This is a genomic window from Streptomyces rapamycinicus NRRL 5491 (genome assembly GCF_024298965.1).
Classification (GTDB): Bacteria; Actinomycetota; Actinomycetes; order Streptomycetales; family Streptomycetaceae; genus Streptomyces; species Streptomyces rapamycinicus.
On the sequence record NZ_CP085193.1, the window covers coordinates 8393471 to 8406566 of the forward strand.

Here is a 13096-nt window from a genome sequence, read left to right on the forward strand (position 1 = left end):
CAGTCAGCGCATCGGGAGTGAAGGCACCAACGCTTGCCGCGGGCGCCTCCCGACGTGAGGCGCGTGAACGGCCAGCACGTTTGCGGATCATCGCGATTCCCTCCCTGCTGGCCGGTCGTGTTCGGTCTCGTCGCTCTCTGGGGCGGATGTGTCCGGGCGTTCGAAGGTGCGCAGGGCGGTGTCGTCTTCGGGGACCGAGGCGGTGGTGATTACATCGTCCGCTCCGGCGAGGTGGGAGGAGACGGGGACGAGGCTGTCGGGGTTGCAGGCGGCGGCCAGCACCGCGGTGGCTTGCCCGGCGTCCAGCGGGGTGACGACGATCCCGGTCGGGCTCAGAAGATCAACGGCTTCGCCGAGCCGCCGCACCAAGCGGGCTTCCGCCGCCCCGCGCGCTGCCTCCGCCGAGGGGCGCGCGGCGTCCCGGTGCCGCGGGCGGGGGGTGAAAGCCGCCAGTGGTGAGGCGCCGCCGAGCCCGTCGACCGCACCCGGCGGTCCCAGCGGTTCGCGTAGAACGAGCAGCACTTGGCGGCGCAGTAGATCGCTCTGGGCGCTGAGCTGGGCCAGATAGTCCGCGTGTTCGCGGGCGGCTTCCTCCAGCGCTGGGTGCGGCAGTGTGGGGGCCTGCTCGCGGAGCTCGCTGATCTGTCCCGTCAGGTCCAGGCGCTCGGCGCGCACCAGTACCTGAACCGGCGCGGTGAGGGAATGCAGATAGCGGCCGAACGCGGCGGTCAGGGACTCCTGTTCAGTCGGGGTGCGCAAGGAGAAGTTGACGGTGGAACACACGGCCAGTGCGGCGACCCCGTCCGTGCCGAGGTCGACCACACCGGCCTCGGTGACGCCCTCGGCGGGAAGCTCCAGCGCTGCCGGAACAATGTCCCCCTTGGCGCTGAGTTCTTGCGAGTTGTGGGTGGCCCGGTCGGCCAGCCAGGCGGGGGCGCGGTGGATGCCTTCGGGAGCGGCGACCCGGTAGCGAGGGCTCATGCGCTGGCGGATGGCAGCAAGGGCCAGCCGGTCCAGTGAGATGCCGTCCCGCCACCCGAGGGCCAGCAGGGTGATGGCCACCGCGATGGGGACGGCCACGACTGCGAACACTGCCAGCGGCACCACGTCGCGGGTGGCTGTCCAGGTGCCGTAGAGCACGATGCCGGCCACCGAGAGGATGAGCAGTTGGCGGGCGGTCAGGTTCGCCAGAACCGTGTCCTCACGGTCGACGTCGGCTGGAATGCGTACCGGCTGGGTCATCGCGGGTCACCCTCGTTCAGTTCCTGCGCCGTCCTTGGCGGGGTGATGGTTGGTGATGAGGGGGTGGGGAGCTGAAGCGTGGTGGAGGCGGCGCACTGGTGCGTTTCCGCGGGACCGGGGCGGTGGGAGCGGGCACCGGCGGGCGGAAGGTCACCGGCGCGGATTGATCACGGGTCCGTCGGGGCCGTGTGGGGGACGGATCGGTGGGTGGCTGGAACCGTGGCCGGCCCGAGGGCGTGGTGGGATAGCCGGTTCGGGTGGGTGGGGGTGTGCCGGATCCGGGTGTGCGGAAGGACGGCGGGCCGGGTGGTGTCGTGGGCCGGGGCATGGGGGCCGGGCGGGGGCTGGCCGAGTTGTTGTTGGATGGGCTGGTGGGGGCGCGGAAGGTGGGCATGCCCGGTGGTCCGATCTGTGGACCGAACGGAGGGGTTGCTCCGGGTACGGGTTCGCGGAACAGGGCCGGTCCGGGCGGGCGGCGCCGGACCACGGGTGGGCTGGCCGCTCGCGTGCTGCGGCGGGTCTGAGCGGGGATTGGTGTGCTGTTCCTGCCGGTGCGGGATCGCGATGCCGCACCGAAGGCGCTGGTTGAGTTCATGCCGCGTAGTGCTCCGAGGGTTTTGGCGGCGATGTAGGTGCGCACCAGGCTCCCGGTGAAGGAACGCCGGTGGCTGCCGCGGAGAGAGCCGAGAATCCAGAAGGGGATCTTGAACAGGATGTACATCAGGGCCAGGGAGACGATGAGGTCGACCAGGCCCGTTTTGTTGGGGCCGAGCAGGGTGAAGCCGTCCGGGTCCAGGAACACCCGCAGGGCGATGACCAGGGTCAGGGACTGGGCGAGTTGAACGGCCAGTAGGCCGAAGAAGCTGCGCCACCACCAGCGGGCGATGCCGTCGGTCTGCGGCAGGGCGTGGCACATCAGGGCCAGTGGCGCTCCGGCGACCATGATCATGGTGAGCGCGACGCGTACGGCGTAGGTGACGAGGAGTGCCACCAGCATCCCGGCGATGAACACCTGCATGAAGATGACGAAGATGCCGCCGTTGATGGAGTTGAGGATCAGGTTGCGCAGCGTCTTCGCGGCGCTGTCCTCGTCCACGCCCTCGCTGAGTACGGCTCGGGACAGGGCGTTGGTGGTGGCGATGGCCTTGTTGGCGACGAACAGGGACAGGGCCGCGGCCAGGAAGCCCAGGACGATGCGCGGGGCGATTTCCTTGATGGAGTAGTGGGTCTGGACGGACTGGTAGGCCATCACCACGATCCCGGCGATCATGATGAGCATGCCGTAACAGGCCAGCATGATGTGCCAGGAGTTCGACCACAGCTCACCGATGCGTGGCAGCTGGTCCAGGGTCGGGGTGGACAGCAGGGTTTTGCCGAGAAGGTCCAGCAGCGGGTTGAGCGCCTTGGTGACCAGTCCCTTGAAGAAGACGGTGATGGCGGCGTTGATGCCGTCGACGATCCAGCCGACGACACCGCCCGGACCGCCTCCGTCATCGTCGTCGCCGTCCGGTTCTTCGGTCGGGAGCGGAACGGAGCTGGCGTCGCCGCTGCTGCTGGGCTGCGGAATGCAGTCCGACGGCGGCGACCCGCTCGACGGAGAAGCACACGGGTGCTTCTCCGTCGTTGAAGGCGGTGCGGTGGGAACGTGAGGAATTCCTGGTGATGAGCCCCACGACGGCGAACTCGGCGCCGGACTGCCGGGCGCGGCTGAGGCGGTGCCGGAAGGTTCAGGGGCGGGGGCGTCAGGTGCGGCTCGCGCACCCGACGCCAGCAGCCAGCCGAACAGCACCGCGATGACCACCGCCACGAAGCCCGAACCCAGGGCCCGTATCCGGTTCACCGGCCGGTGAGGGCGCGCTCCCGACGCTGTGCGGAGCGCGCTGTGCCAGCGGGCCACGGGCGGAGGGGGTGGCGGGGCGGCGGGCATCAGGCACCCACGATCCCTTTGAAGATCTCCACCACCAGCGGCGCCAGGGTGGCCAGCCCATACCCGTAGCCGGCGCTCTTGAAGGAGGACTTGGCTTTCTCGACTTCACCCGGGTCGCCTGCGGCCAGGATGTACCGCACACCCCCGACGGTGAGGAACACGGTGGCCAGACCTGCCAGAATGCCCATGAGCCAGCTACGCAGGTTGTCCAGGACCGTGTTGATCGACTTGGCCAGCGCCTGGACCTGTACCGGCTCGGCTTGCGCCGCCGACGTCAGCAGGATCGACACCGCGACAACGAGGCTGACGATCAGCAGGAACCGCCCCGCCCATGTGGCCAGGCACCGCTGGCTGCTGCGGTCGGCACGGGCGGTGCGGTGGTGTCGGCAGCGGCGGGACGGCGGTGATGTCAGGCGCATCGTGGTACCTCCGAAGACTGCCTGGGGGATGCGGCGGGCGAACTCCCCCCGCACCTGAGAAGGCCGGTCTCGGGCCGCGAATTGGACAGGGGATCCGGAGCTTTCTGCGCGGCGTCGTCCGGCGAATTGCTAACGGAGTGTGACGAGCCTGTGCGGAGTTGTCGGGCAGGCCGGTCGGGGTCGGCCAGCACGCTGGCGGCGACCGGGTCGTTCGAGTCGGTGTCCAGGGCTTGATCGCGTAGGAATGCGACCAGACGGCGCTCGGCGCGTTGGCGGGCCTTGTAGGCCGCGTCGGTCGTAGTCCGATTCGCGACTGCCCAGCCGGTGATGGCGGACTCCTCCAGTCGGGTCGCGCCGATCAGGTCAGCCTCGGTCCGGGTCAGGACCGACTGACGGACTGCCTGGGCGAGAACGAGGTCCGGGTGCCCCCACGGGGGCCTGGGCGGAGAGGAATGGAAGCCGGAGGCCACCGGTGTGGGCGCGCCCAGAGCTTCGGCCAGGGCGGCGTGCCCGGCTCGATAGGCCGCCCACCGCAGCCGCACGAGCACACGCGGCCGGTCGAGATCGATGTCCGCCAAGGCGGATAGAAAGCCGGAGAGGACCTCCGCCTGGACGTCGAACGCGTCGCCGGGATACCGGGCCGCCAGCCACCGCGAGGTGCTTGCCAGGGCGGGCAGCGCCATCCCGGTGCACGCCAGAGTCCAGGTGGCGCCTTCCTCCCGGGAGCGCCGCACCAGATGAGCCCACACGGCGTCGCGGGTGCGGCGAGAGCAGCGGCACCGCAGCATGCGGCTCCGCAACTCGTTCAACGGCACCAGGCGGTTGGGCAGACCGGAAAACTTCCGGCCGTCCACCGACAGGGGATCCGGCCCGGTCACCAGCCAGGTAAAGCACTGCCGAGCGGTATCAAGCGGCAACTGTTGGACTTGACGGCGGTTCGAGTGATGAGCGTGACGCCTGCCAGCCATGAAACGCCCTCCTTCACACAAGAGGTGGAAACGACGCATCAATGGATTCAGGTCGCCGACAAGAAATAGCCAAGAGGGCAACAAGGCGTTCGGCCTTGTGTGCCGTCAAAATTGCTAAAGAGTTCCTAAGCGCGACAATGAAGGCGGTCGCGCGGAGGTAGTGGGGAACGGCTTTGGACGCACGCCCTTAGTCGCCTCTTAAGCTGCTTTGACCTGCTGTTTTATTTTCTCAGTAGGTGTTCCCTGGTCGTGTGGCAAGCCAGTGAGACCGGGCGCGCCGGGTCGTGCTTTCGCCACCCGAGGGCTCGGGGAGTGGAAGATTCCCCGAAGGAAATATGGAGCGTCGCCGAGGCCTGCCTGGAGTCCGGTGAGGCACCGACTTTTCCGCCCATCGGCATGCTGACGAAGAATCCCAAGAGAGCGTTCGGCAGGGCGCGACCCTGAGGGGCGGATGGGTGACTTCGGCTCGACGGTGTCCAAAACTGGCCCCGAACCCGGTCTTTTCCGGTGTCCACGCAGTGCTACGGACCCAAGGAGAACGGGTATGACACGCAACCGACGAGGCGCCAGGCCACCCCACGGTCGAGAAGGACATCAGCAGTACGACCCCTTCGACCGACGGGGCGGCGGGGGCGCCCAGGCCAGTTCACCCCGAGGCGCGCTGTTGGGACGCTGGGTGCGCCCCGGGTCGGTCTGGCCGGTCGCATTGGAGCAGAGCCACCCGGATGCGGACACCCTCCCCGGGTGGCTTCTGGGCGCCATCGTCAAGATCGTCGCCCTCTACAGCGAACCCGGGCAGCGGGTACTGCTCCTCGCCCCGCCCACCCGCCACGGTGAATCCACGGCCGGACGAGAACTCCCGGGCTCGGCTGAGTCAGGATCCGGTCTGCTGACCGGACTGACCGACGCGGCCCAGACCGCAGCCCGACTCGACCGCACCCTCCATGTGTGTATCGCTGCGTCCGTCAGGAGCCCGCTGTCCGAACCCGGACTCACCCGCCAGTCGGGGTTCGGACTCCTCCCGGGGCCGCCCGACCCGACACCGACTCACGCCGACCTGCCCGCGGACCCGAACGCGACCGCAGTCAGTCCGGATCGCTACGACACTGTGATCACTTTCGTCGACCCACGAGACCCCGACTGGGTCGCCGACACCCCTTGGCGCGATCTCCTGACGCCGAACGGGACCTTGGCATTCATCACCCACAGTGACCATCAACAGGGGCGTCTGTTCGACCCCGGCAGCCTGCTGACGCACACCGCTCACCGCGCGGGGCTCATCGCCCTCGATCACGTAGTCCTGCTGGAGACTCCTATCCGTCGCAGCGGCCTGACCGCACCACCGCCTCGCGAGGCAACCCCGCTCTCGCAACGTCGGACCGATGCTTCGAAGGCGCGCCACATTCGCATCCACTCCGACGTGTACCTGTTCGCACGTCCCCGGGCGGAGGCAGACACCGAAGCTGGGGAGGGGCGCTGATGGCTCACCAATTCCCGCCGCTGTGCTGGGTGGGCCTTCCGCTCTCGGTGTGGCCCACTGGACAGCACGACGGCTCCCTCCAGTTGGCGCGCGGCCCCTACGTGTCCGCCACCGCCCAGGATCCTGCCCGTATGCCTCCGGCCATCGCCGCCTACGCCATCGCTGCGTATACCCGCCCCGGCGACACCGTGCTCGACCCCGACTGCGGCGTCGGCACGGTCCTGGTCGAGGCCCTGTGCGCCGGACGACATGCCATCGGGATCACCCGCCACCACCGATGGCGGACCATCGCCCGTGCCAACGTCACCGCAGCCAAACGTGACGGCGCTGTGCCGGATGGAATGGTGCTCGATGGTCCCCCCGACGCGACGGCCATGCGCAATGCCGGGCTGGCCGGCCACAGCGACCTGCTCCTGACTGCCTGGCGTCCCCCTCTGCGCTCCCGTGCGCACCGGACAGATGAACTTGATCGGGGCACCAGCGCGACCGCCGAGGAAGGCGCGGCCGTTGACCGACTCCATGCGCTGCTGGTCCAATGCCAACCGCTGCTGCGGCCCGGCGGCTACGTGATCGTTGTGGTCCCGCGACACCGCAGCCGCGATGCTCTGCTCGACCTGCCGGGGCATGTAGCGCGTGTTGGGCGGACGGGCGGACTGCTTCCGGTGGAACGGTGCGTCGCGCTGCTGAGTGGGCTGCGCGACTCCCGGCTCGTAGTGCGCGCCTCGCTGGCTCAGCGCCGCAGCGTCGCTCGCCACGAACGAGTCCTCGCACAGCCGGTCATGCTGACCACTCACCAGGATGTGCTGATCTTCCAGACTCCACGGCATACCGCCGCCGCAGCGCTGTCCGCTCCACCGCATGGGCCCAGTCCGCTGCGCCGCCGGGAGCGGGCGGCCGTCTCGCAGGGGAGGGCCGCGGCGTGATCTTCCCGTACTACGCCGATGATTCGGTCACCCTTTACACCGGGGATGGGGTCGAGGTGCTGCGCAATCTCCCGGACGACCGCGCGGACTGCGTGGTCACCTCGCCCCCGTACTGGGGACTGCGCGACTACGTCACCGGCACCTGGACCGGCGGCAACCCGTCGTGCGCCCATTCCACAGGCCATGGCACCAACGCCGCCCAGCACAAGCACCCGAGCCTGGAATATCCCGCGTCCACCGCGCACCGGGGCGGTGCCCCTCGCCCTTCAGCGGCACCGGCACCACCGGGCAGGCCGCATGCCAATTGGACCGCTCCTACCTCGGGATCGACCTCAACCCGCCGTTCCAGACTCTCGCTGAAGCGCGACTTTCGCAGATGAGGCGGCAAAGTGCCGATATAGAGGATCCTGCTGACGGGCGGCCGGGGACACCGTGAAACTGGCCCATTCCCCAGTCGCGGTTTTCGCTAAGGCATGCTCTGTCAACGCTTCATTTCGTGTCGCTGACCTCACCGTGGCCATGGCCCCCTGAACCGCGTCCGATTGGGAGTCTTCAAGATCCTACAGTGGGCATGTCGACGAAAGTGGCGTGCCAGGAGAGTCAAATTCATTCGCTTGATTTCCGCTTGCGCGGGACCAAAATTTGGAGGGTTTCATTGTCGAAATCCCCTGGCTATTCTGGGCGCCTGTTAACTGCACAGGAAACAGCGGGCCGACTCGGCGTGAAGCGCAAGACGCTCTATAACTGGGCAAGCACCTGGGAGGTGGAGCGACGGGGTCCAGAACCGCTCCGCATGGGAGGCCGGGCGCTGCGTTATCGGGAATCAGATGTTTCCCAGTACATCAAAAACATGCCGCGGGCTGCCTGACGGAGGGCTAGATAGGAGGTGACGAGTGGCCAAGGAAGAGCCGTATGACCGCTGGCACAAGTCTCGGCCCAGGGCCGGAGAGCCAGAGTGCCGCGAACACCCCGGTCTGGTACCGAGTGGCGAGCATGGGTGTGAGAAGCGGTGGCAAGCGCGCTGGAGGGACGAGAATGGACGCCAGTGCTCAAAGAACTTCCCGAAGAACAAGAAGACGGCTGCTCTAGCATTCCAACGCAGTCAACGTGCTGCGGTGGAGGAAGGTCGAGACCCGTTCCCGCATAGGGGTCGAAAGAGCAGCTCCGGCACCCCGACCATCGCTGAGTACATTGAGACATTCCTGTCTCGACACGAAGGCCGTGAGGGCACCGTTAAGACATACGGGTACCGGCTGCGAGGGAAAGTTGTACCGGTTTTGGGTTCGCGTTTGGTAGGCGACGTAAAGCGCGGAGAGTATCGAGATTTCTTCACCGAGATAAAGGCTGGAGGGATACCCGATACTACTCGTTCCGGAGTGAAGAAGGCGTTGTCGGCCATGTTGTCCATGGCGGTAGAGGATGGCTACCTTGAGGGAAACCCCGTGTCGGGTATCCGTCTTCCCAAAGGGAGCGGCAGAGGCGTGCGGCTGGCATGGAAACATGTGATCGCATTGGCTGAGGAGATCGATCCTCGATATGAACTGTTGATTTGGTACGGGGCTTTGCAAGCTCTGCGTTCCATGGAAGCTGCTGGAGTGCGGCGTCCCGACATGGAGACCGCAGCGGGCAAGCAGTTAGTGGAGGAACAGCGGCAACGGGGGAAAGCAGTGCCCTTGAAGACGGAAGCCAGTCAAGCGGTGCTCGATGTTGGTTCCTTCCTGCTCGACAAGTACAAGGCGCACATGGCTCGTTGGCGAGCGCCTCTGTCGACTGCGGCGCTACGTAAGAGAGAAAAGCGAGGTTTGCCCCCCGTCCCTGAGGAGTACGGAGACCTGGTCACAGTAACCAGGTACTGGACGCCCGTACGAGAGAACGCCCTGTGTCGGGCGTTCGACCTGGCGAAGGAGCGGGCTCGGGTGCGAGGAGTGGAGATCCCGAAGAAGGCCACATTCCGGGACCTTCGGCATTTTGCTGATGCCGTGCTGGTCGCCTCGGGCCTGGAGCCGCGCAAGGTGCAGGCGCGCATGCGCCACGCACGGCTGGCCGAGACGCTGGATACGTACGGCTACCTCGTTTGGGAAGTTGACTGGGAGAACGCTCCCGCCTCGTTCGAGGAGTTGTACGGCATCGCAGCGCCTGCTGGCCTGCCTGAGGTTGCCCTGACACCCCGAGCCGAGCGTGAACGAAGGAGCTCCCAACGACCTCGGTGAGCGATGGATGTAACCTGCGGTGCTTACCGGGTAGGACGGGCGTTTCGCTGGCAGATTGATCGTAGCCACGGCACAAGGTCCCGGAGACACGAGGAGGGCAGCACTCATGATCGGCGAAGTTGACTTCCATGCGGCTGGGGTTCCTCGGCTTCGGAAGGTTGTGCACCAGATGTGCATCACGATCGGTGATGCGGCATGTAGGTGCAGGTCGGAGGGTATCTGTGGGGGAGCCCCTACTGTCCCCGGCGTACAGGCCGACTCGTCCGCCACCAGGTCTCTGACCTGGGCCTATGCCCTGCTCAGGGCGCAACGTCCGTGACGGCCGCGATATGGCCGGTCAGCGTCTCCCAGTTGCCGGAGCCGATGGCCGTCTTCTCCTCCTGGGTGAACGGCGCCTGCTCCAGGAACGAGCGGGCGACCCCGCCGCTGGTGTCCAGGAAGGGGAAGCCGCCGGGCCGCGTCCCGAACGTGTACGGGTAGTCGGTCGAGTACAGCATGCGGTCCGTGCCGACGACCTCCGCCGTCCACCGCAGATAGCGCTCGCTGACCGTGCCGCTTCCCGCGACCCAGAAGTTCTGGCGGAAGTAGTCGGCCAGGGGGCGTTCCAGCTTCGCCGCGTGGCTCAGGATCCCGATGTGGTCCAGGTAGAACAGGACGACCTCGCCCCAGTGCCCCGCGATCACCTGAAGACCGGGGTGGCGGTCGAAGACGCCGGAGAAGATCATCCGCAGGTACTGCACGCCCAGGTCGTAGTACCAGCCCAGCCCGGCGGTCGCGAGCATGGGGCCCACCCCGTGGGGCAGTCCCGAGTAGTACGCCTCCTGGACCGCCCGTACCGGGGTCTGCGGGTGGAAGTGCAGCGGCACCCGGAGCCGCTCGGCGGTGGCGTAGAGGTCGTCGAACTCCGGTGCGTCGGCCGGCTTGTCGCCGGTGCGCCCGTACAGCATCGCGCCGCGGAAGCCCAGCCGGGTGACCGCGCGTTCGAGTTCCGCCGCGGCGGCCTCGGGTGAGGGTGTCGGGATGGCCGCCAGTGCCTGGAAACGCCGCGGGTGGGCCCGGACGGCCTCGGCGAGCGCGTCGTTCGCCGCCCGCGCGACGCTCACGGCGTCCGCCGCCGTGAGGTTCTGCACCCCCGGGCTGGCCAGGGAGAGCACCGCGACATCCACGCCCTGGTCGTCCATGTCGGCCAGGCGCCGATCGCCGACGTCTCGCAACCGCCGTGCGAACGGCTCGTCGCCGTAGCCGAGTTGCGGGATCCGCGGAACCCCCGCCTTCGCCCATGCGTCGAGCAGGACCGGCAGAACCACGTGTTCCTCCAGGCCTACGATGCGCAGCTGCTCGGGCATAGCACACTCCTCTTGGTTCGCTGTTTCCGACGATACGGCAATGACGATAACACCGATAGTATCGATGGAATCGGATCGGCGGTATCATTGATTCATGTCTGATGGATCGAAGGGCGGCGCCATTCCCGTCCCGGAGCCGGAGGCCGCGGTCGACGCCCGTGAGGTCACCCGGCAGCGGGTTGTCGAGGCGGCGGCGGGCTTGCTCGCGCGCGAGGGGCGCGACGCGGTGACCACCCGCGCGGTCGCGGCGGCAGCCGGGGCGCAACCCCCCGCGATCTATCGCTTGTTCGGCGACAAGGACGGGCTCCTCGAGGCGGTGGCCGAGCATGGCTACGCCACGTTCCTCGCGGCCAAGCACGCGGACGCCCACCCTCGGGACCCCGTGGAGGATCTGCGGGCGGGCTGGGACCTCGCCGTTGAGTTCGGGCTCGCCAACCCCGAGCTTTACGCGCTGATGTACGGCGAGCCCAAACGCGGCACGACATCGGCCGCATTTCAGGCGGGCATGCGGATCCTGCTGGGGCGCGTCCGCCGCCTCGCCGCCGGCGGCCTGCTCCGCGTCGACGAAACGCTTGCGGCGGCTCTCATCCACGCGACCGCGCGCGGGGCCGTGCTCACCTGGCTGTCACTGCCCGCGGATCAGCGCGACCCGGCTCTGCTCACGGCGATGCGCGAAGCGATGGTCACCGCCGTCACCCACGAGAAACCCGTCGTGCGGGACGCGGGCCCGGCCGGCGCCGCCCGGACCTTGCGTGCCCTCCTGCCCGAACAGACGGCGCTCAGCGGTGCGGAGCGGCATCTGCTCGGCGAATGGCTCGACCGGCTCGCCGCGGACGACTAGGAACTCACGCTCATCCGCTCGGCGCCGGTCACGCGCAGCATGTCGAGTGCCGATGCCTCGCGCGTGCCGGCCGCGGCGGAGTAGACGATCATCGACTGGTCGGTGTCCGGCAGCAGGAGCGTGTCACAGTCCAGGACCAGGCGCCCCACATCGGGGTGGTCGATCGTCTTGCGCGTCGACCGGTACACCGCCGAGCGCCCCTCCTCCCACATGCTCCAGAACCGCTCGCTGCCGGCGATCAACTCCTCGATCAGCGCACGTAGATCCGGGTCGTCCGGGTAGCGCGAGAGCGCGGTGCGCAGCAGCCCGACCGACTGCTGTGCCGACGCCTCATCCTCTTCCGGGTCGAGCGCCACGCGCGCGTAGCCGCTGCCGAGGAACCGCTGCCAGATGATGTTGCGGCGCCCCTCGGGCCATTGGCTCAGGTCTCCGAGGAGCGCACCCGCCATCGGGGTCTGCGCCAGCACGTCGCCCTTGGCCGACAGCACCAGCGCGGGCAGGCCGGCCAGTCGTTGGAGCAGCCGCAGCACGCTCGGCCGGAGCGCCATCTCAACCCCGCCGGCGAGTGGCGGTGCGCTGCCGGCGAGGCGGAAGACCTGGTCGCGTTCGTCCCGCTCGAGCCGGAGCGCCTGGGTCAGCGCCGTGAGCACCTGGGTGGACGGCCGCGGTCCGCGGCCCTGCTCCAGGCGGACCACGTACTCCACGCTCAGCCCGGCGAGTTGGGCCACCTCCTCACGGCGCAGCCCGGCGACCCGGCGCCTGGGGCCGGCCGCGAGGCCGACCTCCCCGGGTGCGATGCGGGCCCGGGCGGCCTTGAGGACGCGGGCGAGTTCGAGACGGTCCATGCGCCCAGTCTCCCCCGGCCGGCGCTCGGCATCCTGGTACGGCCGCTCCCACTCTCGGGCGTGCCTGGATGGCGTCCCGCCACCGGTGCATCGTTCGGGGCATGAGCGATACCCGATCCACCTCGGACCCCACGACCACCGTCCTGATCACCGGCGCCAACAAGGGCCTTGGCCACGAGACGGCCCGCCGGCTCGGCGGGCTCGGCTGGCGCGTCTTCCTCGGCGCACGTGACGATGTACGCGGCCGCGAGGCCGCCGAGCGGCTGTCGGCCGACGGCGCCGACGTGACGTTCGTGCCGCTGGACGTCACGTCCGACGACTCGGTCAACGCCGCCGTCCGGACCGTCCGCGAGACCACCGACCGGCTCGACGTCCTGGTCAACAACGCCGGGATCACCGGTGAGCTCATCGGCCCCGAGGATACGCTGCCGCAGCACCTCATCCCCGTTTTCCGCGTCAACGTGTTCGGCCCGGTCCGCGTCACTCACGCGTTCCTGCCGCTGCTGCGGGCGGCGCACGACCCACGAGTGGTGATGGTCTCCAGCGGCGCCGGGTCGCTCACCATCACATCGGACCCCCAGCGGAAGGAGTCGACCTTCCCCCACCTCATGTATCCGTCCTCCAAGGCCGCCCTCAACATGATCACCACCCAGTACGCCAAAGCCATCCCCGGGATCCGCTTCAACCTGGCCGACCCCGGCTTCACCGCCACCGACCTCAACGGACACAAGGGCACCCAGACGGTCACCGAGGGCACCGACGCCATCGTCGAGTTCGCCACCACCTCGCCCGGGCCGACCGGGCAGTACCGCGACCGCGACGGCGCCCTCCCCTGGTGAGGGGGACCGGGCGCACCCACATGGTGAAACCTTGGTGAGAAATCTTGAGGAGAGCT

13 protein-coding genes are annotated in these 13096 nt (G+C 68.3%); 7 read left to right on the forward strand and 6 right to left on the reverse strand.

What is annotated here, in order from left to right; all coding sequences use genetic code 11:
* Positions 1 to 87: 87 nt before the first annotated feature.
* From LIV37_RS35180 to LIV37_RS35195, 4 genes are all read right to left on the reverse strand, one after another.
* Positions 88 to 1242 (reverse strand): PrgI family protein, encoded by a 1155-nt coding sequence (locus LIV37_RS35180; protein WP_020871834.1) that lies wholly within the window; start codon positions 1240 to 1242, stop codon positions 88 to 90.
* 16 nt (positions 1243 to 1258) lie between these two features.
* On the reverse strand, positions 1259 to 3082 hold the full coding sequence (locus tag LIV37_RS35185; RefSeq protein ID WP_020871835.1) for a TrbL/VirB6 family protein: 1824 nt from the start codon (positions 3080 to 3082) through the stop codon (positions 1259 to 1261).
* Positions 3083 to 3168: 86 nt separating this feature from the next.
* Positions 3169 to 3588 (reverse strand): pilin, encoded by a 420-nt coding sequence (locus LIV37_RS35190; RefSeq protein ID WP_020871836.1) that lies wholly within the window; start codon positions 3586 to 3588, stop codon positions 3169 to 3171.
* The gene (locus LIV37_RS35195; RefSeq protein WP_020871837.1) at positions 3579 to 4556 is read right to left on the reverse strand and encodes a hypothetical protein; all 978 of its coding nucleotides are present in this window, start codon (positions 4554 to 4556) and stop codon (positions 3579 to 3581) included. The genes LIV37_RS35190 and LIV37_RS35195 overlap by 10 nt, the downstream gene beginning before the upstream one ends.
* Before the next feature lie 544 nt (positions 4557 to 5100).
* Here LIV37_RS35195 and LIV37_RS35200 point away from each other — a divergent pair.
* The 5 genes from LIV37_RS35200 to LIV37_RS35215 all read left to right on the forward strand — a co-directional run bounded on the left by LIV37_RS35200 (position 5101) and on the right by LIV37_RS35215 (position 9169).
* On the forward strand, positions 5101 to 6036 hold the full coding sequence (locus LIV37_RS35200; RefSeq protein WP_148717769.1) for a hypothetical protein: 936 nt from the start codon (positions 5101 to 5103) through the stop codon (positions 6034 to 6036).
* Positions 6036 to 6959, forward strand: a complete 924-nt coding sequence (locus tag LIV37_RS35205) for a DNA methyltransferase (protein WP_121824132.1) — start codon at positions 6036 to 6038, stop codon at positions 6957 to 6959. The genes LIV37_RS35200 and LIV37_RS35205 overlap by 1 nt, the downstream gene beginning before the upstream one ends.
* Positions 6956 to 7339: a hypothetical protein gene (locus LIV37_RS35210; RefSeq protein WP_158634864.1), complete on the forward strand. Its 384-nt coding sequence runs from the start codon at positions 6956 to 6958 to the stop codon at positions 7337 to 7339. The genes LIV37_RS35205 and LIV37_RS35210 overlap by 4 nt, the downstream gene beginning before the upstream one ends.
* 191 nt (positions 7340 to 7530) lie before the next feature.
* Positions 7531 to 7827 (forward strand): helix-turn-helix transcriptional regulator, encoded by a 297-nt coding sequence (locus LIV37_RS52680; RefSeq protein WP_148717768.1) that lies wholly within the window; start codon positions 7531 to 7533, stop codon positions 7825 to 7827.
* Positions 7828 to 8335: 508 nt separating this feature from the next.
* Positions 8336 to 9169: a site-specific integrase gene (locus LIV37_RS35215; protein WP_121824129.1), complete on the forward strand. Its 834-nt coding sequence runs from the start codon at positions 8336 to 8338 to the stop codon at positions 9167 to 9169.
* Positions 9170 to 9468: 299 nt separating this feature from the next.
* Here the strand turns inward: LIV37_RS35215 and LIV37_RS35220 are convergent, their stop codons facing one another.
* A complete protein-coding gene (locus tag LIV37_RS35220) occupies positions 9469 to 10515 on the reverse strand; it encodes an amidohydrolase family protein (protein WP_020871840.1) in 1047 nt (348 codons plus the stop codon).
* Between the two features lie 94 nt (positions 10516 to 10609).
* On the opposite strand from LIV37_RS35220, the gene LIV37_RS35225 reads away from it, so the two are divergent.
* Positions 10610 to 11356: a TetR/AcrR family transcriptional regulator gene (locus LIV37_RS35225; RefSeq protein WP_020871841.1), complete on the forward strand. Its 747-nt coding sequence runs from the start codon at positions 10610 to 10612 to the stop codon at positions 11354 to 11356.
* Here the strand turns inward: LIV37_RS35225 and LIV37_RS35230 are convergent.
* Positions 11353 to 12201: a helix-turn-helix transcriptional regulator gene (locus tag LIV37_RS35230; protein WP_020871842.1), complete on the reverse strand. Its 849-nt coding sequence runs from the start codon at positions 12199 to 12201 to the stop codon at positions 11353 to 11355. The genes LIV37_RS35225 and LIV37_RS35230 overlap by 4 nt on opposite strands.
* Positions 12202 to 12302: 101 nt before the next feature.
* Here LIV37_RS35230 and LIV37_RS35235 point away from each other — a divergent pair, with 101 nt between their 5' ends.
* The gene (locus tag LIV37_RS35235) at positions 12303 to 13040 is read left to right on the forward strand and encodes an SDR family NAD(P)-dependent oxidoreductase (RefSeq protein WP_020871843.1); all 738 of its coding nucleotides are present in this window, start codon (positions 12303 to 12305) and stop codon (positions 13038 to 13040) included.
* The last annotated feature ends 56 nt before the right edge of the window (positions 13041 to 13096 follow it).